The organism is Streptomyces hygroscopicus subsp. hygroscopicus (assembly GCF_030269125.1).
Classification (GTDB): domain Bacteria; phylum Actinomycetota; class Actinomycetes; order Streptomycetales; family Streptomycetaceae; genus Streptomyces; species Streptomyces hygroscopicus_C.
In genome coordinates this window covers 26,266-46,064 of the sequence record NZ_BSSM01000009.1, presented here as the reverse complement: position 1 = coordinate 46,064, position 19,799 = coordinate 26,266, and the positions used below count along the sequence as shown (strand labels likewise).

The 19,799-nt window shown below is 73.3% G+C and carries 22 protein-coding genes; 18 read left to right on the top strand and 4 right to left on the bottom strand.

Annotated features, from left to right (window positions below):
- Window positions 1-5 precede the first annotated feature (5 nt).
- Window positions 6-368 carry a DsrE family protein gene (locus QSK45_RS20570; protein ID WP_121788104.1) on the top strand — a complete coding sequence of 121 codons (363 nt, stop codon included), beginning with the start codon at window positions 6-8 and terminating at the stop codon, window positions 366-368.
- A 4-nt stretch (window positions 369-372) separates the two neighbouring features.
- Here QSK45_RS20570 and QSK45_RS20565 read toward each other — a convergent pair whose 3' ends face one another.
- Window positions 373-636, bottom strand: a complete 264-nt coding sequence (locus QSK45_RS20565) for a DUF3099 domain-containing protein (protein ID WP_285558958.1) — start codon at window positions 634-636, stop codon at window positions 373-375.
- 151 nt (window positions 637-787) lie between these two features.
- Between QSK45_RS20565 and QSK45_RS20560 the strand changes: the two genes are divergently transcribed.
- The 4 genes from QSK45_RS20560 (at window position 788) to QSK45_RS20550 (ending at window position 3,111) form a co-directional block, all read left to right on the top strand.
- On the top strand, window positions 788-1,534 hold the full coding sequence (locus QSK45_RS20560) for an LmeA family phospholipid-binding protein (protein WP_285558956.1): 747 nt from the start codon (window positions 788-790) through the stop codon (window positions 1,532-1,534).
- Window positions 1,535-1,743: 209 nt separating this feature from the next.
- Window positions 1,744-1,824: an Ms5788A family Cys-rich leader peptide gene (locus tag QSK45_RS38570; protein ID WP_350751515.1), complete on the top strand. Its 81-nt coding sequence runs from the start codon at window positions 1,744-1,746 to the stop codon at window positions 1,822-1,824.
- A gap of 123 nt (window positions 1,825-1,947) precedes the next feature.
- Window positions 1,948-2,793, top strand: coding sequence for a sulfurtransferase (locus tag QSK45_RS20555; protein ID WP_285558955.1), 846 nt, complete (start codon window positions 1,948-1,950; stop codon window positions 2,791-2,793).
- Window positions 2,794-2,823: 30 nt separating this feature from the next.
- Entirely contained in the window at window positions 2,824-3,111 is a 288-nt protein-coding gene (locus QSK45_RS20550) for a DUF1416 domain-containing protein (protein ID WP_028421436.1), read from the top strand.
- Between the two features lie 72 nt (window positions 3,112-3,183).
- Here the strand turns inward: QSK45_RS20550 and QSK45_RS20545 are convergent, their stop codons facing one another.
- The 3 genes from QSK45_RS20545 to QSK45_RS20535 all read right to left on the bottom strand — a co-directional run bounded on the left by QSK45_RS20545 (window position 3,184) and on the right by QSK45_RS20535 (window position 5,621).
- Window positions 3,184-4,458: a hypothetical protein gene (locus QSK45_RS20545; protein ID WP_285558954.1), complete on the bottom strand. Its 1,275-nt coding sequence runs from the start codon at window positions 4,456-4,458 to the stop codon at window positions 3,184-3,186.
- Window positions 4,459-4,462: 4 nt separating this feature from the next.
- On the bottom strand, window positions 4,463-4,717 hold the full coding sequence (locus tag QSK45_RS20540) for a MoaD/ThiS family protein (RefSeq protein ID WP_128790698.1): 255 nt from the start codon (window positions 4,715-4,717) through the stop codon (window positions 4,463-4,465).
- A gap of 79 nt (window positions 4,718-4,796) precedes the next feature.
- Complete coding sequence (locus tag QSK45_RS20535) at window positions 4,797-5,621, bottom strand: alpha/beta hydrolase (protein WP_285558953.1); 825 nt, start codon at window positions 5,619-5,621, stop codon at window positions 4,797-4,799.
- A gap of 177 nt (window positions 5,622-5,798) precedes the next feature.
- On the opposite strand from QSK45_RS20535, the gene QSK45_RS20530 reads away from it, so the two are divergent.
- The 13 genes from QSK45_RS20530 (at window position 5,799) to QSK45_RS20470 (ending at window position 19,799) form a co-directional block, all read left to right on the top strand.
- Window positions 5,799-6,578 carry a response regulator transcription factor gene (locus tag QSK45_RS20530; RefSeq protein ID WP_285558952.1) on the top strand — a complete coding sequence of 260 codons (780 nt, stop codon included), beginning with the start codon at window positions 5,799-5,801 and terminating at the stop codon, window positions 6,576-6,578.
- A gap of 159 nt (window positions 6,579-6,737) precedes the next feature.
- Complete coding sequence (locus tag QSK45_RS20525; RefSeq protein WP_285558951.1) at window positions 6,738-7,763, top strand: LacI family DNA-binding transcriptional regulator; 1,026 nt, start codon at window positions 6,738-6,740, stop codon at window positions 7,761-7,763.
- A gap of 160 nt (window positions 7,764-7,923) precedes the next feature.
- Window positions 7,924-8,961, top strand: coding sequence for a S1C family serine protease (locus tag QSK45_RS20520; protein WP_285558950.1), 1,038 nt, complete (start codon window positions 7,924-7,926; stop codon window positions 8,959-8,961).
- Window positions 8,962-9,008: 47 nt separating this feature from the next.
- Complete coding sequence (locus tag QSK45_RS20515; RefSeq protein WP_285558949.1) at window positions 9,009-9,257, top strand: hypothetical protein; 249 nt, start codon at window positions 9,009-9,011, stop codon at window positions 9,255-9,257.
- Between the two features lie 135 nt (window positions 9,258-9,392).
- The gene (locus tag QSK45_RS20510) at window positions 9,393-10,124 is read left to right on the top strand and encodes a response regulator transcription factor (RefSeq protein ID WP_285558948.1); all 732 of its coding nucleotides are present in this window, start codon (window positions 9,393-9,395) and stop codon (window positions 10,122-10,124) included.
- Entirely contained in the window at window positions 10,121-11,605 is a 1,485-nt protein-coding gene (locus tag QSK45_RS20505) for a sensor histidine kinase (protein WP_285558947.1), read from the top strand. Before QSK45_RS20510 ends, QSK45_RS20505 begins: the two co-directional genes overlap by 4 nt.
- An 853-nt stretch (window positions 11,606-12,458) precedes the next feature.
- On the top strand, window positions 12,459-13,385 hold the full coding sequence (gene mshD / locus QSK45_RS20500) for a mycothiol synthase (protein WP_285558946.1): 927 nt from the start codon (window positions 12,459-12,461) through the stop codon (window positions 13,383-13,385).
- Window positions 13,386-13,485: 100 nt separating this feature from the next.
- A complete protein-coding gene (locus QSK45_RS20495) occupies window positions 13,486-13,872 on the top strand; it encodes a GntR family transcriptional regulator (protein WP_285558945.1) in 387 nt (128 codons plus the stop codon).
- Window positions 13,869-14,744: an ABC transporter ATP-binding protein gene (locus QSK45_RS20490; protein ID WP_285558944.1), complete on the top strand. Its 876-nt coding sequence runs from the start codon at window positions 13,869-13,871 to the stop codon at window positions 14,742-14,744. The genes QSK45_RS20495 and QSK45_RS20490 overlap by 4 nt, the downstream gene beginning before the upstream one ends.
- Window positions 14,741-15,730 carry an ABC-2 membrane transporter-related protein gene (locus QSK45_RS20485; RefSeq protein WP_285558943.1) on the top strand — a complete coding sequence of 330 codons (990 nt, stop codon included), beginning with the start codon at window positions 14,741-14,743 and terminating at the stop codon, window positions 15,728-15,730. The genes QSK45_RS20490 and QSK45_RS20485 overlap by 4 nt, the downstream gene beginning before the upstream one ends.
- 232 nt (window positions 15,731-15,962) lie before the next feature.
- Window positions 15,963-18,317 carry an RNA degradosome polyphosphate kinase gene (locus tag QSK45_RS20480; RefSeq protein WP_490993592.1) on the top strand — a complete coding sequence of 785 codons (2,355 nt, stop codon included), beginning with the start codon at window positions 15,963-15,965 and terminating at the stop codon, window positions 18,315-18,317.
- Window positions 18,298-19,383: a CHAD domain-containing protein gene (locus tag QSK45_RS20475; protein WP_285558940.1), complete on the top strand. Its 1,086-nt coding sequence runs from the start codon at window positions 18,298-18,300 to the stop codon at window positions 19,381-19,383. Before QSK45_RS20480 ends, QSK45_RS20475 begins: the two co-directional genes overlap by 20 nt.
- Complete coding sequence (locus QSK45_RS20470; RefSeq protein WP_285558938.1) at window positions 19,380-19,799, top strand: NUDIX hydrolase; 420 nt, start codon at window positions 19,380-19,382, stop codon at window positions 19,797-19,799. The genes QSK45_RS20475 and QSK45_RS20470 overlap by 4 nt, the downstream gene beginning before the upstream one ends.

Genomic DNA, 19,799 nt, shown 5'->3' with positions numbered 1-19,799 from the left:
CCCGCATGGCGAAGAAGCTCGTGATCAAGGTGACGGCGGGGGCCGATGCCCCCGAGCGCTGCTCGCAGGCGTTCACGGTGGCGGCGGTGGCCGTGGCCAGCGGGGTCGAGGTGTCCCTGTGGCTGACCGGGGAGTCGTCCTGGTTCGCGCTGCCGGGGCGGGCCGCCGAGTTCGAACTGCCGCACGCGGCCCCGCTGCCCGATCTGATCGACTCCGTCCTCGCGGCCGGCCGCGTCACGCTGTGCACCCAGTGCGCGGCCCGGCGGGAGATCACGGAGAAGGACGTCATCGAGGGCGTCCGCATCGCGGGCGCGCAGGTGTTCGTCCAGGAGGCGCTGGCCGACGACACGCAAGCGCTCGTCTACTAGCCCCTCAGGAGCGCGGGCGCTTCTTGCCGTCCAGTTCGTCCCACCACTCGTCGGACTGGGGATCGCCGGAGGGATCGTCCCACCAGCGGTCCTCCGGTCCCCGCCGGTTCGCGATCATCGCGGCGACCGGCGGGATCACCATCGCGACGACGCACATGCCGACGGCCGCCGGGACGGACCAGATCCGTACGACTCCCCACGCCAGCACGAAGAGTCCGACACAGATCCCCATCATGGCGAAGTACACGTGACGTCGCCGTGCGTACATGTATCCAGGGTAGGACCGGGACTCGGGTTCAGCGCCACCGCGGTGGGCGGCTGCGGAGCCTGTCACAACTGATCCACAAATCCCCTCCCCGAAGCCGCGCGGCGTTACCGTTGCGTAGCCGTGACCTATGCCGACCGGGGGGAAACACCACATGCGCGCCCTGCGAATACTGCTGATCATCGTCGTGGTCCTGGGCGGGCTGTTCGTGATCGTGGACCGGGTGGCGGTGCACTTCGCCCAGGGCGAGGCCGCGGACAAGCTGAAGTCGTCGGAGAACCTGTCGTCGACGCCGGACGTGAACATCAAGGGTTTCCCGTTCCTCACCCAGGTCGCCGGCGGCTCGCTGGACGACGTCGAGATCGGGATCAAGAGCTACGACGCGGCCACCGGTGACGCCGGCAGGACGATCCGCATCGACGACCTGAAGGCCGACATGAAGGGCGTCTCCTTCTCCGGCGACTACAGCTCGGCCACCGCCTCCAGCGCCACCGGCACCGCGACCATCTCGTACGACGAGCTGATGAAGACCGCGAAGTCGCAGCCCACCGACATCGGCCTCGGCGTGCGGGCCAAGGTCGTCGGCCTCTCCGACGGCGGCAACGGCAAGATCAAGGTCGCGGTCAAGGTCAACGGCACCGTCGCCGGCGCCATCCCCGTCGACCGCACGGTCTCCGTCCTGAGCACGGTGAGCGTGGTGAACAACAAGGTCGAGGTGCACGCCGACTCCCTCCCCTCGGTCGCCGGTCTCGGGCTCGCCGAGGACCGCGTCCGGACGATCACCGACTTCCAGCAGGTCATCGACCAGTTGCCCGGCGGCATCAAGCTGGACAAGGTGGAGGCCGCCCAGGACGGCGTGAAGATCAGCGTGAGGGGTTCGGACGTCAGGCTGGCGGGGTAGTAGCCCGCGAAGCGCGCCCCGGACGGGCGCCGTTCGTCCGACTGGCGAGACGGTGACGTCCGTACCGTAGATGCGAAGACGCAGCCGAGCGCCCGGCGCCCCCCGGGGTGGCCGCCGGGCGCTCTTCTCATCCCACCATTCGGACGATCGCGTCTCGGCATACGACACGCCGGTGACACGCGCGCCCTCACGTCCCTACGATCGAGGCCATGAAGCGACAGGCGGATCTCACGAAGCGGCGGGCAGTCGACCTGTGCCGCGTCGCCGCCATGCTCTGTCGCCCCTTCTGAGCGGAAGTCCCGCTTTCCCGTCTTCACCCCCTGCCCTGCTGGGCACCCGTGCGCCGCCCGCACCCCGGGCGCGCCCCTTCGTACCCGCACGCCCCGCCGTAACTGCCCCGGAGGAGAAAGAGCATGAGTCGCAGCGACGTCCTGGTCGACGCCGACTGGCTGCAGGAGCACCTGGACGACCCGACCATCGCGATCGTCGAGGTGGACGAGGACACGTCCGCCTACGAGAAGAACCACATCAAGAACGCGATCCGCATCGACTGGACCAAGGACCTCCAGGACCCGGTGCGCCGTGACTTCGTCGACCAGGAGGGCTTCGAGAAGCTCCTGTCGGAGAAGGGCATCGCCAACGACCACACGGTGGTCCTCTACGGCGGCAACAACAACTGGTTCGCGTCCTACGCGTACTGGTACTTCAAGCTCTACGGCCACGAGAGCGTGAAGCTCCTCGACGGCGGCCGCAAGAAGTGGGAGCTGGACGCCCGCGAGCTGGTGGCCGGCGACGAGGTTCCCGAGCGCGCGAAGACCGAGTACTCGGCCAAGCCGCAGAACTCCGCGATCCGGGCCTTCCGCGACGACGTCGTGAAGGCGATCGGCACGCAGAACCTGGTCGACGTCCGGTCCCCCGACGAGTTCTCCGGCAAGCTGCTCGCCCCGGCCCACCTGCCGCAGGAGCAGTCGCAGCGTCCGGGCCACGTCCCGACCGCGCGCAACATCCCGTGGTCGAAGAACGCCAACGACGACGGCACGTTCAAGTCGGACGACGAGCTCAAGGAGCTCTACGCCGCGGAGGACGTGGACCTCGCCAAGGACACGATCGCCTACTGCCGCATCGGTGAGCGCTCGGCCCTGACCTGGTTCGTGCTGCACGAGCTGCTCGGCGTCCAGAACGTCAGGAACTACGACGGCTCCTGGACCGAGTACGGCTCCCTCGTCGGCGTGCCGATCGAGCTCGGCGCCAACAAGTAAGCGATCCCAAGCGACCTCTGGAGAAACAGCATGTGCGGAGCGAAGGCCGGTGGCCCCGACGCCTCGACGATCAAGCCCGGTGAGACCACGATCCAGGGTCAGGTGACCCGCGACGGCGAGCCGGTGACGGGCTACGTCCGTCTGCTCGACTCGACCGGGGAGTTCACCGCGGAGGTTCCTACCTCCGCGACCGGTCAGTTCCGCTTCTACGCGGCCGAGGGCACGTGGACGGTGCGGGCACTGGTGCCGGGCGCGACGGCGGACCGTACGGTCGTCGCGCAGAAGGGCGGGCTCGCGGAGGTCGCGATCGCCGTCTGACGGACCCCGCAAGGGCGAAGGGCCGCACCCCCTGGGTTGGACGCCAGGTGGGGGTGCGGCCCTTTCGGCTGTCTAGCCCAGCACCCTGCCCAGGGCCCACACCACCGGCGCCGCCGCCGACAGGGGCAGGGCGACGCCCGCGGTGAAGTGGACGAAGCGGGAAGGGTAGTCGTAGCCGGCGACGCGGTGGCCGACCAGGGCGCAGACGCCGGCCAGGGCGCCGAGCAGGGCGCCCCGGGTGCCGAGGCCGGTCATGCCGCCCACCGCGATGCCCGCGCCCGCGGCGGCGAGCAGGGCGACCACGACCGACGCCGGGGTCGGCAGGGGCAGCGCACGCGCCAGCGCGGCGACCGCCACCGCCGCCGCGCCGACCGCGGTCGCGTGCGGGTCGGCGCCCAGGTAGCCGGTGGCCAGGATCGCCAGGGCCGCGGAGGCGGCCGTCGCCATCAGGCCGTACATCCGCTCGTCCGGCGAGGCGTGCGAGCGGAGCTGGAGGACCAGGCAGAGGAGGACCCAGACGCCGAGGGTGCCCAGGATCGCGGCGGGGGCGTCGTCCCGGCCCGCGGCCAGTACCGCCACGTCGGCCGCCAGGCCGCCCGCGAACGCCAGCGCGATGCCCTGCCGGGCCGGCCACATGCCGTTCAGCCGGAACCAGCCCGCGGCCGTCACCGCCTGGAGCAGCACCAGCGGGACGACCAGGGCGTACGAGCCGAGACCCGCGGTGCCGGCCAGCAGCAGACCCAGCAGCGCGGTGAGCAGCGCCGGCTGCATGCCGGGCTCGATGATCGGCGAACGGCCCTCCAGGCGGGCCCGCTGCGCGTCGGTGATCCGGGCGTTGCCGGCGAGCGTCGCGGGGCCGTAGGCGGGCCCGTCACCCGACGGCTCCTCGGCGGCACGGCCCTCGGCCGGGGCCGCGGGCGCGGCGACCGGCGCGGGCCCCGCCATCGGCTGGGGCTGCGGGTGCGGCTGCTGCTGCGGGTGCGCCATCGGCTGGGGCTGCGGGTGGCCCATTTGCTGGGGCTGGGCGTGCGCCCCGGTGAACCCGTGCCCCTGGGACCCGGCGAACCCCTGCTGGTAGTGCTGGTACGCCTGCGGCTGCTCCTGCTGGTGGCCCCGCCCCGGGTGATCCGTCACCGGCGGGAGGTACGCCGTCGCGTCCGCCGCCTGGACCGGGGCATGCGTCTGGGTCTCCCAGGTCCGGCCCTGCCACTGCTGGGTTTCCTGCGGGTCGTAGCCCCCCTGGGCGAAGGGGTGGCCCGGCCAGTCCTGTCCGCCCGGGGCGGGGGTGCCCTGCTGGTAGGGGTCGTAGCCCTCGTAGGGGCCGCCCTGATACGGCTGGTCGGTCATCGACTCACCCTCCTGCGAACGGCGGGAGCACCTCGACCGTGCCGCCCTCGGCCAGCCGTACCGTCTCATGCGCGCGCGTGCCGACGGGGTCGCCGTCGATCAGGAAGGAGCAGCGCTGGAGCACGCGGGTGAGTTCACCGGGGTGCCGGGCACGCACGGCGGTGAGCGCGTCGGCGAGGGTGGCCGCGTCGTACGGCTCCTCGGCGACACCGGCCGCGGCCTTGGCGGCGGCCCAGTAGCGCACCGTGACCTTGGGCATCAGGTTCCTCAATCGACGGCGGTCGACGAACGCGGACGGACGTCGACGGCTGGAAAAGTAAGTAAGTAACGGAGCCAGGCTAGCCGGAGCGGCGGGCGGCCCAGTCCCCGATGCGGTCCACCAGGGCGTCGTCCGCGGCGTGCTCCGCGTGGCCCATGCCCGGCTCCAGCCACAGCTCGGCGTGGCCGGCGGAGGCGTCGGCGAGCATGCGGGGGTGGTCGAGCGGGAAGTAGCCGTCGCGGTCGCCGTGCACGATCAGCAGCGGGGTGGGGGTGATCCGGGGAACCGCCTCGGCCGGGGAGAGCGGTACCGGGTCCCAGTCGCGGTGGTGGATGCGGGTGCGCAGGCCGTAGCGGCCGACCAGGCGGCCCTCGGGGCGGGTGACCAGCCAGTGCAGCCGGCGCATGGGGGCGGTGCCCCGGTAGTACCAGCGGGCGGGCGAGCTGACCGCGACCACCGCGGCCACCGTGCCCGGGTGCAGCGCCGCGTGCCGCAGGACCACCGAGGCACCCATGGAGAAGCCGACGGTCACCACCCGCTCGTGCCCGAAGCCGCGGGCCCACGCGACGGCGGCGGCCAGGTCCAGGACCTCCTTGTCGCCGACCGTGGAGCGCCCGCCCGAGCGCCCGTGGCCGCGGAAGGAGAAGGTGACGACGGCGCCGTGCCGGGAGAGCCCGGCCGCCACCCTTCGCACGTGCGGCCGGTCCACGTCCCCGGTGAAGCCGTGCGCGATCACCAGCACCGGGACGTCGGGGTCGTATACGGCCGCCCCCGGGTCGTATACGACTTCGACCGGGACGCCGTCCGCCGTGCGCAGATATGTCCGGACAGGCCCTGGTCTGCCTGTCTCGGCATCCGGACGTACCGTGGAACGTGCCACATGACCTGCCGGGCGGTTGCTCATGTGGGCTATTCTGCTGGCAGAGGACTCGGGCAGCGTAGCCACCGGGTCCTTTTGTGCTTTCGGAAGCGTTGTATACGGAGCGCGGCGCCTCGGCGTCCGCCGGTGTACGGGCCTTCGGGAACGCAGAGCAGTGCCCGTCCGCACAGTTCTCGCAGGGACCGAGGAGGAACCAGACGTATGAGTTCTCTGCTGCTCCTGACCAACGCCCTCCAGCCGTCGACGGAGGTCCTGCCGGCCCTCGGCCTGCTCCTGCACAATGTGCGGGTCGCTCCCGCCGAGGGGCCCGCGCTGGTCGACACGCCCGGCGCCGACGTCATCCTGGTCGACGGCCGCCGCGATCTGCCGCAGGTGCGCAGCCTGTGCCAGTTGCTGCGCTCCACCGGCCCCGGCTGTCCCCTGATCCTCGTCGTCACCGAGGGCGGCCTCGCCGCCGTCACCGCCGACTGGGGCATCGACGACGTGCTGCTCGACACCGCGGGTCCCGCGGAGGTCGAGGCGCGGCTGCGGCTCGCCACGGGGCGCCAGCAGCTCACGCACGACGACTCGCCGATGGAGATCCGCAACGGCGACCTCTCCGTGGACGAGGCGACGTACTCCGCCAAGCTCAAGGGCCGGGTCCTCGACCTGACCTTCAAGGAGTTCGAGCTGCTGAAGTACCTCGCCCAGCACCCGGGCCGGGTCTTCACCCGCGCCCAGCTGCTCCAGGAGGTGTGGGGCTACGACTACTTCGGCGGCACCCGGACCGTGGACGTGCACGTGCGGCGGCTACGGGCCAAGCTCGGCCCGGAGCACGAGTCGCTGATCGGCACCGTACGGAACGTAGGTTATCGATTCGTTACCCCGGAGAAGGGCGACCGGGCCGCGGAGGAGGGCAAGGCCAAGGCGAACCAGGCCAAGGCGGACGAGGCGGACGAAGCCGCCGCGCCGGCCGAGTCCGAAGTCCACGCGGACGCTTGATCCTCCACACCTTCCGACGATTTCTCGCCCCTTACCCGCGCGAAACACGCGCACCGGGCGAGGAGCACACCGGCCTCGGGCCTCGGAGGCACCGGCCGGACACGGCCCAGGGCGTGGAACGCCCTGCCCGTCTTCGGTCAATCCGCGTAGACTCCGCGCGTGGCCAAGGTGACTCGGGATGATGTGGCGCGGCTGGCGGGGACCTCCACCGCCGTCGTCAGTTATGTCATCAACAACGGACCCCGGCCGGTCGCCCCGGCCACGCGCGAGCGCGTCCTCGCCGCGATCAAGGAACTGGGGTACCGCCCCGACCGGGTCGCCCAGGCGATGGCGTCGCGGCGCACCGACCTCATAGGGCTGATCATCCCGGACGCCCGCCAGCCCTTCTTCGGGGAGATGGCGCACGCCGTGGAACAGGCCGCCTCCGAGCGCGGCAAGATGGTCCTGGTCGGCAACACGGACTACATCGCCGAGCGGGAGGTCCACTATCTGCGGGCCTTCCTCGGCATGCGCGTCTCCGGCCTGATCCTGGTCAGCCACGCGCTCAACGACCAGGCCGCCGCCGAGATCGACGCCTGGGACGCCCGCGTGGTGCTGCTGCACGAGCGTCCCGAGGCCATCGACGACGTCGCCGTGGTGACGGACGACCTCGGCGGCGCCCAGCTCGCCGTGCGCCACCTGCTGGAGCACGGCCACCCCTACGTCGCGTGCATGGGCGGCACCGCGGACACCCCGGCCGTCGGCGACCCGGTCTCCGACCACGTCGAGGGCTGGAGGCGGGCCATGGCCGAGGCGGGGCTGAGCACCGAGGGCCGGCTGTTCGAGGCGCCGTACAACCGCTACGACGCCTACCGCGTGGCCCTGGACATCCTGTCCGGGCCGCGGCGGCCCCCGGCGGTGTTCTGCTCCACCGACGACCAGGCGATCGGGGTGCTGCGGGCCGCGCGCGAGCTGCGCATCGACGTGCCCGGGGAGCTGGCCGTGGCGGGCTTCGACGACATCAAGGAGGCCGCGTTCGCCGATCCGCCGCTGACCACGGTCGCCTCGGACCGTTCGGCGATGGCGCGGGCGGCGGTCGACCTGGTGCTGGACGACGGGCTGCGGGTGGCCGGGTCCCGGCGCGAGCGGCTGAAGACCTTCCCGTCCCGGCTCGTGGTGCGCACCTCCTGCGGCTGCGGGGACTGACAACGTCGTCGGCCCAGCGGCGCGACGTCGCCCTCTGAGAGGCCCGTGAGAGCCGCCTGCCGAATGCCGAGAGGTGTCCTTACATCGGGCAAACGAGGTTCTGCCGGGCTTCTCAGCGAGCACTCAGGAAGCTCTCATGGTCGCCGGGGAGGCTTCTTGCATGACCGAGAGCTTCCGCCGCAGCGGCGAGTACGAGGACGAGGACCCGCGGGGCCCGTCCGGCCAGCAGTACGGCTACTCCGCTCCCGTGCACCCGGAGTGGCCGCCCCCGCCGCCGTACGAGCCCGCGGCGGCGGCGCCCCTGCCGGAGCCCGAGCCCCAGCGGAGGCGCACCCGTGGCTCCGTCGCCCTCCTCGCCGCGGTCGCGATCGTCGCGGCGGCGGTCGGCGGCGCCACCGCGTACGGCTTCCAGGAGCTGACCGGCAAGAGCGACGTGACCGCCACCGGGACCGGCACCGCCGTGGTGCCGGCCGGCAAGAAGGGCGACGTCGCCGCCATCGCGGCCGCGGTCAGCCCGAGCGTGGTGGAGGTCAACGCCACCCTCGCGGGCGGATCGTCCACCGGCTCCGGCGTGGTCATCGCCTCCGACGGTGAGGTCGTCACCAACAACCACGTCATCGCGGGCGCGCAGTCGGTCAAGGTGCGCACCAGCGACGGGCACAGCTACACCGCCGACGTCGTGGGCACCGACAGCTCCAAGGACCTCGCGCTGATCAGGCTGGAGGGCGCCTCCGGCCTGAAGGCGGCGAGCCTCGGCGACTCCAGGGGGGTGCAGGTCGGCGACTCGGTCGTGGCGATCGGCTCCCCCGAGGGCCTGACCGGCACCGTCACCAGCGGCATCGTCTCCGCCCTCGACCGGGACGTCACCGTGCCCACCGACGAGGGCCAGGCGCAGGGCCAGGGCGGCGACGGGACCTGGCCGTTCCAGTTCGGCGGCCGCCAGTTCAACGGCGACACCGGCTCGTCCACCACGACGTACAAGGCGATCCAGACGGACGCCTCCCTCAACCCCGGCAACTCCGGCGGCGCGCTGATCGACGCGGCCGGGAACGTCATCGGCATCAACTCCGCGATGTACTCGTCGAGCCAGCAGGCGTCCTCGTCCTCGGACGCGGGCAGCATCGGCCTCGGCTTCGCGATCCCCGTCGACACGGTCAGGTCCGACCTGGCCAAGCTGCGGTCCGGCGGGCGGAACTAGGGCCGTCAGGGCCTTTCAGCGTCACTCGCACTGTCTGGAGGAACATCATGACCGAGCAGGTTTTCCACCAGGAAGCGGGCCGTGGCCCGGCCGATGTCACCATCGCCCTCGCCGTCGCGCGTCGGCTGCACGGGCCGGCCGCCGCCGAGCCCCGCGCCGCGGAGATCATCCCGACGCCCGTCCCCCAGCTGATGGGGCTGCGCCGCAGCTCCGCCGACCGACGGCACCGCCGCGGCCACAAGGTGCCGCTGCACCGGCTCACCGCGATGCGCGGTCTCGCGGCCCTCGGCACCTGACCCTTGGCGCCCGTGCCTCACGGCCCGGCACCATGGGAGGCTGTAGGACACCGTCACCAAGACACCCGAACAACCCGGACCCGGACAATCCCCACCACAGGACCCGCCGCCCCACCTCCACGAGGAACCACGAGCATGAGCCCCGCCGAAGGCGACCGTGACACCCAGCGCATCCTGATCGTCGACGACGAGCCGGCCGTACGCGAGGCGCTCCAGCGCAGTCTCGCCTTCGAGGGGTACGACACCGAGGTCGCCGTCGACGGCGCGGACGCGCTGGAGAAGGCCGCGGCGTACAAGCCGGACCTGGTCGTCCTGGACATCCAGATGCCCCGGATGGACGGACTGACGGCGGCCCGCCGGATCCGCGGCGGCGGGGACACCCTCCCGATCCTCATGCTCACCGCCCGCGACACGGTCGGCGACCGGGTGACCGGCCTGGACGCGGGCGCCGACGACTACCTGGTCAAGCCCTTCGAGCTGGACGAGCTGTTCGCCCGGATCCGCGCCCTGCTGCGGCGCAGCTCGTACGCGGGGGCCGTCTCCGCCGCCCAGGCGGACGAGGCGCTCACCTTCGCCGATCTGCGCATGGACCTCGCGACCCGGGAGGTCACGCGGGGCGGGCGGCAGGTCGAACTGACCCGCACCGAGTTCACGCTCCTGGAGATGTTCATGGCGCACCCGCGCCAGGTCCTCACCCGGGAGCAGATCCTCAAGGCGGTCTGGGGCTTCGACTTCGAGCCGTCCTCCAACTCGCTGGACGTGTACGTGATGTACCTGCGGCGCAAGACCGAGGCGGGCGGTGAGCCCCGGCTGGTGCACACCGTGCGGGGGGTCGGCTACGTCCTGCGGCAGGGCGGCGCCGAGTGAACAGGGTCGTCCGGCGCTACCGCTCGCTGCCGATCAGGGCCCGGCTGGCCGTGCTGGTCGCGGCGGCGGTCGCGTTCGCGGTGGCGGCGGTGTCGGTGACCTGCTGGTTCATCGTGCAGGGCAAGCTGTACGAGCAGATCGACAACGATCTGCGCAGAACAGCGCCGCGTCCGGCGGCGGAGACGGTGTACAACCTGCTCTCCGCGTGTCCGCACAAGCCCGCGGACACCTCGCCCTACGGCGTGCTGCGGACCCATGAGACCGTCTACAGCCAGTTGGTCAAGCCGGACGGCACGGCCTGCGTCCCCAGCGACTCCGCCGGCGCGGTGAAGACCACCGACGTCGACCGGACCGTGGTCCGCGACGCCGTGATCCACGGCGACGGCATCCTGCGCAACGGCACGGACGCCAACGGCAACGACGTCCGGGTGCTCACCATGCCGCTCGTGATCGACACCAACGTGGGCCCCCAGCTGTATCCCGGCGCGGCCATGATGATCGCCGTCCCCCTCAAGAACACCGAGAAGACCCTCAACGACCTGGCGCTCGTGCTGCTGCTGGTCTCCGGCGTCGGCGTCCTGGGCGCCGGGGCCGCGGGCCTCGCGGTGGCGCGGGCCGGACTGCGTCCGGTGGACAAGCTCACGGAGGCCGTGGAGCACATCTCCCGCACCGAGGACCTGACCATCCGGATCCCGGTGGAGGAGGACAGCGAGGACGAGGTGGCCCGGCTCTCCCGGTCGTTCAACTCCATGACGGCCTCGCTGGCCGGCTCCCGCGAGCTCCAGCAGCGGCTGATCGCGGACGCCGGACACGAACTGCGCACCCCGCTGACCTCGCTGCGCACCAACATCGAGCTGCTCACCCGCAGCGAGGAGACCGGCCGCCCGCTGCCCCCGGAGGACCGCAGGGCGCTCATGTCCTCGGTGAAGGCGCAGATGACGGAACTCGCCTCCTTGATCGGCGACTTGCAGGAGCTGTCGCGCTCGGAGGGGCAGCGCGGGGAGCGGATGCAGGTGGTGCCCTTCCAGGACACCGTGGAGGCAGCCCTGCGCCGGGCCCGGCTGCGCGGCCCGGAGCTGACGATCACGGCGGACCTGGAGCCCTGGTTCGTGGTCGGGGAGCCGTCCGCGCTGGAGCGCGCGGTGGTCAACATCCTCGACAACGCGGTGAAGTTCAGCCCCGAGGGCGGCACCGTCGAGGTCCGGCTGACCGAGGGCGTGCTCACCGTGCGCGACCACGGCCCCGGCGTGCCGGAGGACGAACTCCCGCACGTCTTCGACCGGTTCTGGCGCTCCCCCGGCGCCCGCGCCCTGCCGGGCTCCGGCCTCGGCCTGTCCATCGTCGCGCGCACGGTCCAGCAGGCGGGCGGCGAGGTGTCGTTGACCCCGGCGCCCGGCGGCGGCGCGGTGGCGACGGTACGGCTGCCGGGGGCGCCGGTGCCGCCGCCCGCGGAGGCCGCCGCCGCCGGGGCGACGGGGTAGCCGCGACCGGCCCCGGCGGCCTCCGCGGGACCGGGTGCACGCCGGGCGACTCCCCCCCTCATCGGCGGTCTGCGCGCGACGGCCGCGGCCGCGCCCGCCGACGTGCCGCTCCGGCTCCACCTCGCCGTGCCGCCGCGGGACGCCGGGCGGCGGAGGACGCGGCCGCGGAGGCGGCGGTGTCGCGGCACGCGCCCGGGGACGTCCCGGCGCGGCGGCCGCGGCAGCCGATGGCGCGGGCGACGGCCCGGCCCCGCCCGCTCGGCCCGCCTCCCCCCGGCGCCTCGTCGAGCCCGCCGGCCGCTTCCGGCGGACCGAGGGCGCGCCGCGCGGGGCGACGGCTCACCCCGAGCACCGGTACGGTTGCGCCCGTTCGTCTCCCGCGCGCGTCGGACGAGCCCGCACGGACCGCCGTACGGCCGGCGCCCGAGGCGGTGTCCCCCGCGGGGTCCGGTGGATCACCGTCTGCCCGTCCGGGGAGAAGCGCCCGCCGAGGGGCCGCACGGACCGCCCTCCGCGTCGGTGTCCGGCGTCCGCGGGCGCCGGCCCGGCGGGCCGGGGCCGCTGCCGGGCGCCGTATGCCAGGGCCGCCCAGGGCGGCCACGGGCCACGCCGACGCGCCCACCGCCGGTCCCGGCCGGCCAACGCCCGCGGGCGGTCGTGCCGTTCGCGGTCCTCCGGGCGTGGGCGCACCGCCACGCCACCGCGGGCCGCGCACCGGTCGCGGTGCGCGCGGTGGTCCCCGGGACGGCGTCCGCCGCCGGGCCCGCGTCGCGGCCACCATCGCGTCCGACCGCCACACGACGGGAGAAGCGCCTCTGCCCGCGTTCCCCGTGCGCCCCGTACCCTCGTACGCATGAGCAGCGACGACACCGTACGGGCCTTTCCCGCCCGCTCCATCGAGACCCATTCCGCGCTCACCCCGGACCAGGCCGAGGCCGTGCTCACCCTGCTCGGCGAGGCCGCGCGGGTCGACGGGCAGCAGCCGGTGTCCGAGCAGGGCCGCCTGCAACTGCGCGGGGGAGCCCGCGAGGGCGTCTCGCATCTGCTGCTGACCATCGACGGCGAACTCGTCGGCTACGCCCAGCTGGAGGACACCGATCCGGTGGAGGCGCCGGCCGCCGAACTCGTCATCCACCCCGCGCACCGCGGGCACGGGCACGGCCGCGCGCTCGGCGCGGCCCTGCTCGCCGCCTCCGGCAAGCGCCTTCGGGTGTGGGCGCACGGCGGGCACCCGGCCGCCCGCCATCTCGCCCAGGTGCTCGGCCTGACCCTGTTCCGCGAACTGCGCCAGATGCGCCGGGAGTTGGCCGGTCTCGAACTGTCCGAGCCGCAGCTGCCCGAGGGCGTGCGCGTACGCACCTTCGAGCCCGGCAAGGACGACGCCGCGTGGCTCGCCGTCAACGCGGGCGCGTTCGCCCACCACCCCGAACAGGGCTCGCTGACCCAGCGCGACCTCGACGACCGCAAGGCGCAGCCCTGGTTCGACCCGGCCGGGTTCTTCCTCGCCGAGCGGCGCGGGGAGCTGATCGGCTTCCACTGGACCAAGGTGCACGCCGAGGAGGGCCTCGGCGAGGTCTACGTGCTCGGCGTCCGCCCCGGCGAGCAGGGCGGCGGCCTCGGCAAGGCCCTCACGACCATCGGGCTGCGCCACCTCGCCGCGCAGGGCCTGCCGACCGCGATGCTCTACGTCGACGCCGACAACAAGGCCGCGGTGTCGGTGTACGAGCGGCTGGGCTTCCGCACGTACGAGACGGACCTGATGTACCGCACCGAGACGTGACATAAGCCTCCCGGGAACCCTCAAGGGGCGGCCGTGTTGACGACCGCCCCTTCTTTGCACCACCCTTTCACTACTCAATTAGTGAAAGGGTGGTGCTCGCGTGGTCGACTATCGCATCGACCGGCACAGCGGTGTCGCCACGTACGTCCAGATCGTCCAGCAGACCAAGCAGGCCCTGCGCCTCGGTCTGCTGCGCCCCGGGGACCGGCTGCCGACGGCCCGCGAGGTCGTCGAGGCCACCGCCATCAACCCCAACACCGTCCTCAAGGCCTACCGCGAGCTGGAGCGGGAGGGTCTGGTGGAGGCGCGGCGCGGGCTCGGCACCTTCGTGCGCAGATCGCTGGGCGCCGCCCCCGCCGACTCCCCGCTCCGCGCGGAGCTGGAGGAGTGGGCCGACCGGGCCCGCGGGGCCGGCCTCGAACGGGACGACGTGGCCGCGCTCTTCACCGCCGTACTCGACAAGCACTTCCAGGGAGATCCGTCATGAGCAGCGACACGGCCCTGCGGGCCGACGCTCTGGGCAAACGGTTCGGCCGACGGGGCGGCTGGGCCCTGCGGGACTGCGCGTTCCGGCTGCCGACGGGGCGCGTGTGCGCCGTCGTGGGCCCCAACGGAGCGGGCAAGTCCACCCTCCTGTCCCTCGCCGCCGGGCTCACGGCCCCCACCGAGGGCGGCCTGACCGTCCTCGGGACCAGCCCCGCGAAGGCGCGGCCCCGGGTCGGTCACGTCGCCCAGGACAAGCCCCTGTACCCGCAGCTCACCGTCGCCGAGACACTGCTCATGGGCGCCGACCTCAACGCCGGGCGCTGGGACGCGGCGGTCGCCGGCCACGTCGTCAAGGACCTGGACCCGCGCGCCCGGGTCCGCACGCTCTCCGGGGGCCAGCGCACCCGGGTCGCGCTCGCCCTCGCCCTCGGCAAGCGGCCCGAACTGCTGCTCCTGGACGAGCCGATGGCCGACCTCGATCCCCTCGCCCGGCACGAGCTGATGGGCACGCTGATGGGCCAGGCGGCCCGCCACGGCACCACGATCGTGCTGTCCTCACACGTCATCGCGGAGCTGGAGGACTCCTGCGACCACCTGCTGCTGGTCGCGGGCGGCCGGATCCGGCTGGCCGGCGAGATCGACGAGCTGCTCGACGCCCATCTGCGGGTCAGCGGCGCTGCCGCGGGCGCCGACCTCGGCCCGCACACCGTGGTCGAGTCCCGCGTCACCGGACGCCAGCTCACCGCGCTGATCCGCCCCGCCGGACCGCTCGCCGGCGACTGGCGCACCACCGCGCCCTCGCTGGAGGAACTGGTCCTCGCCCATCTGCGCGGCCCCGGCGCACCGAACCCGACCGAGGAGCGTGCCGCGTGAGCGCCGTACCCCTGACCGCCGCGCCCGTCGACCGGCCCCGGCAGACCCGCTGGCTGCTGCGTCTGCACCGGCCCGCGCTGTACACCTGGGCCGCGCTGTGGCTCCTCCTGGCCGCCCTGCTGGTCGCCCTCGACGGCCCGCTCCTGGACGCGGCGGCCCAGGGCTGGCGGCAGTTCCGGGACTGCGGCATGACCGAGCGCTGCGACTACGACCAGGGCGCGATCCTGCGCTACAAGGACTGCTACGACTACGCCACCGTCGCCCTGAACGTGCTGCCCTTCCTGGTGGCCGCCTGGGCGGGCGCCGCGCTGACCGGCCGGGAGCTGGAGTCCGGCACCGCCCGGCTCGCCTGGACCCAGGCCACCTCCCCGGCACGCTGGCTCGCGGTGCGGCTGGCCGTACCGGCGCTCGGCGTCGCCGTCTGCACGGGCCTGCTGAGCTGGCTGCACCACCGCGCCTGGGCCGCGGGGCAGGGCCGGATCGACTCCGCCAAGGAGTGGTACGACCGCTTCACCCTGCACGCGGGCGGCCCCGTCGTGGTGGCCCTGGCCCTCGCCGGGCTCGCGGCCGGCGCCCTGGCGGGCCTGCTGCTGCGCCGGACGCTGCTCGCGCTGGTCGTGGGGGTGCTGGTGACGGGGGTCGTGCGGGGGCTGGCCGAGCTGGCGCTGCCGCACCTGTGGCCCCCGGTGACCCGGCTGAGCACCCTGGACCAGGGCTTCCTCGGCGACGGCCTGGTGGTCGACCAGGGCATGGTGACCCGCTCCGGCGCCCATGTGCCGCCCCCGTCGTGCGACTCCACCGCGTCGTGCGAGGCGGCGTACGCGCACTTCACCGGCCGCTACAACACGTACCACCCCGTCTCCCACCTCTGGGGGCTCCAGCTCACCACGACCGCGCTGGTCCTGGCCGTCGCCGGGCTGCTGGTCGCCGGCTGCTTCCTCGCCCTGCGCCGGCAGACGGGTCCCCTGCGCCCCGCGGACGACTGAGGCGCTCCCCGGAAGAGGCCATGAGGCCCTACTCCGCCGCGGTGCGGGACCGTACGCTGCCGTACGGTCCCGCACCGTGGCTTCCGGTTCCGGACGCGCCTGCACGAGGGCGCACGAGCCGGTACGGATTCCGTCGTCCCTCGCGACGCGGACCCCCGGGAGCCGCCCCGCGCTATCCCGCACGTCATGTCTCCGTAACCGTCGATTCAGACGGACTTGCGACGCTCGGCCAATGAAACCCGTCGTGCCAGAACCTTCGCCGCCCCCCGGGGGGCCCGCGGGGAACGGGACCGTGACGATCCCGCCCGCACGTTCCGACGCGCCCGTGATGCCGGTCGCGCGGAAGAATGGGTTCATGAGTCAGCAAGACACCAAGGCAGAGGTACAGCACCCGCAGCCCTCCGTGGGCTCCATCGCGGCGCACCGGCCGCACACCGTGACCTCCGCGGTCTCCGACCTGGCACCGGACATCGACGCGGATCTCGACGCGTACGAGGAGTCCCAGGCCGACGGCGCCCCGCTGCCCCAGGGCCGCTTCCTGGACCGGGAGCGCAGCTGGCTCGCCTTCAACGAGCGCGTCCTGGAGCTGGCGGAGGACCCGAACACGCCCCTGCTGGAGCGGGCCAACTTCCTCGCGATCTTCGCCAGCAACCTGGACGAGTTCTTCATGGTCCGGGTCGCCGGTCTCAAGCGCCGCATCGCCACCGGCGTGGCCACCCGCTCGGCCTCCGGGCTCCAGCCGCGCGAGGTCCTGGAGATGATCTGGGCCCGCTCGCGCGAACTGATGGCGCGGCACGCCGCCTGCTACCACGAGGACGTCGCCCCCGCCCTCGCGGAGGAGGGCATCCACCTGGTGCGCTGGAGCGAGCTGACGGACAAGGAGCAGGCCCGCCTGTTCACGCTGTTCCGGCACCAGATCTTCCCGGTCCTCACGCCGCTGGCGGTCGACCCCGCCCACCCGTTCCCGTACATCTCCGGCCTGTCCCTGAACCTGGCCGTCGTCGTGCGCAACCCGGTCAGCGGCCACAAGCACTTCGCGCGCGTGAAGGTGCCGCCGCTGCTCTCGCGCTTCCTGGAGTCGAGCCCCGGCCGGTACGTCCCCGTCGAGGACGTCATCGCCGCGCACCTCGAAGAGCTGTTCCCGGGCATGGAGGTGCTGGAGCACCACGCCTTCCGGCTCACCCGCAACGAGGACCTGGAGGTCGAGGAGGACGACGCCGAGAACCTCCTCCAGGCCCTGGAGAAGGAACTCATGCGGCGCCGCTTCGGGCCGCCGGTGCGCCTGGAGGTCGAGGAGTCCATCGACCGCGAGGTCCTCGACCTGCTGGTGCGCGAGCTGAAGATCTCCGAGGCCGAGGTCTACCCGCTGCCCGGCCCGCTCGACCTGACCGGGCTGTTCCGCATCCACGGTCTCGACCGGCCCGAGCTGAAGTACCGCAGCTTCGTCGCGGGCACCCACCGCGACCTCGCCGAGGTCGAGTCGGCCTCCGCGCCCGACATCTTCGCCGCGCTGCGCCAGCGGGACGTGCTGCTGCACCACCCGTACGACAGCTTCTCCACCTCGGTGCAGGCCTTCCTCCAGCAGGCCGCCGAGGACCCGGACGTCCTCGCGATCAAGCAGACCCTGTACCGCACCTCGGGCGACTCCCCGATCGTGGACGCGCTCATCGACGCCGCCGAGTCCGGCAAGCAGGTCCTGGTGCTGGTCGAGATCAAGGCCCGCTTCGACGAGCACGCCAACATCAAGTGGGCGAAGAAGCTGGAGGAGGCCGGCTGCCACGTCGTCTACGGCCTGGTCGGCCTCAAGACGCACTGCAAGCTGTCGCTGGTGGTCCGCCAGGAGGGCGAGACCCTGCGCCGCTACAGCCACGTCGGCACCGGCAACTACCACCCGAAGACCGCCCGGCTGTACGAGGACCTCGGCCTGCTCACCGCGGACCCGCAGGTCGGCGCGGACCTCTCCGACCTCTTCAACCGGCTTTCCGGCTACTCCCGCCGGGAGACCTACCGCCGCCTGCTGGTCGCGCCCAAGTCCCTGCGCGACGGCCTGATATCGCGGATCACCAAGGAGATCCAGCACCATCGCGCGGGCCGCCCGGCGTTCATCCGCATCAAGGTCAACTCGATGGTGGACGAGGCCGTCATCGACGCCCTCTACCGGGCCGCCCAGGCGGGCGTGCCGGTGGACGTCTGGGTCCGCGGCATCTGCGCGATCCGGCCCGGCGTCCCCGGCCTCTCGGAGAACATCCGGGTCCGCTCCGTCCTCGGCCGCTTCCTCGAACACTCCCGGGTGTTCGCCTTCGGCAACGGCGGCGAGCCCGAGGTGTGGATCGGCAGCGCCGACATGATGCACCGCAACCTCGACCGGCGGATCGAGGCCCTGGTGCGGGTCGTGGACCCCGGCCACCGCGCGGCCCTCAACCGGCTGCTGGACACCGGCATGTCCGACTCCACCGCGTCCTGGCACCTCGGCCCGGACGGCGAGTGGACACGGCACGCGCTGGACGCGGACGGCCAACCCCTGCGCAACATCCAGGAGATGCTCATAGACGCCCGGAGGCGCCGGCGTGGCACAGCAACACCTTGACCCGACGGACCCCACGGCCGAGGTGGTGACGGGGGACGCCCTCGCGGGCTATCTGCGCACCCAGGCGACGGAGTTCCTGCGCGCCCTGCGGCTGCACCGGGAGAGCGGGGGCGCCGCGGGCACCGGCGAGGAGTCCGTCGATGCGGCCCGCGCGCTGCGCCGCTCGGCCCGCCGCATCAGCGGCAGCCTGCACACCTACCGGCCCCTGCTCGACCCGGCCTGGTCGGAGTCGATGCGGCCGGAACTGGCCTGGCTGTCCGGGACGCTGGCCCTGGAGCACGCGTACGAGGCGCGGCTGGAGAGGCTGTTGCAGGCGTTGCACCGGCTGTCGGGGGCGGCGGCGTTCCCCGAGCAGGTGATGGTGGAACCGGCCGCGGGCGGCCGGGCGGCCCGGGTGGGCGCGGGAACACCGGGGGGCGGCCCGGCGACGACCGCGCCGGAACGCGGCAACCTGACGGTGGGCGCGGCCAAGGCGGGCGCCCTCCTGGAGCGCCAGCTCACCCTCGCCCGGACCCGTGCCCACTCCACCGCCCTCCAGGCCCTGGGCTCCAGCCGCTTCCACGCCGTCGCCGACAAGGTCGCCGTGCTGGCCAGCGAGGTGCCCCTCACCCCCGCCGCCCCCACCACGGACCTGCGCCCGCTGGCCGGCGCCGCGCAGGAGCGGCTCACGGACGCCATCACCGCGCTGCCGCTGCTCACCGCGGGCCACCCGTACAACGCGGAGGCGCTGGTCCACGGCCTGTCCCCGGACCCGTCCCCGCACCCCCAGGACGGCCCCTGGCACCAGGTCCGGCTGCTGCTGCGGCTGCACCGCTACGCCCGCGAGGTGCTCCACCGGGACGTCCCCGTCGACGTACGCCTGCTGACGGCGGGCCAGGCCCTGAACCGGCACCGCGACGCCTCCGAGGCGGCCGCCGCCGCGGCCCAGGCCGCCCGCACCCCCCGCATCGCCCCCGCCACGGCCTACGCCCTCGGCGTCCTGCACGCGGACCAGCGCCACGAGGTGGAGGCGGCCCGCTTCGCCTTCCAACGCGCCTGGCAGCGCGACCCGGTGGAGACGGCATGACCGACACCCCGGTACTGGCGGCGGGCTGCGTGCTGTGGCGCCGTTCCCCCTCCGGAGGGGTCGAACTGGCCCTGGCGTTCCGGCCCAAGTGGTCCGACTGGTCCTGGCCCAAGGGAAAGCTGAAGCGCGGCGAGACGGCCCCCGCGGCGGCGCTGCGGGAGGTGGCGGAGGAGACCGGCCACACCTGCCGGCTCGGCCCGAGCCTGCCGACCTCCCGCTACCGCGACCACGCGGGTCGCAGGAAGGAAGTCACGTACTGGGCGGCCGAGTCGACGGGCGGCGCCTTCACCCCCAACGACGAGGTCAGCGAACTGCTCTGGCTGCCCCCGGCCGAGGCCCGCGACCGCCTGACCCACCCCCGGGACAGGGACCTGATCGCCCCGGCCCTCGCGGCCATCGGCCACGCCCCCCGCTAG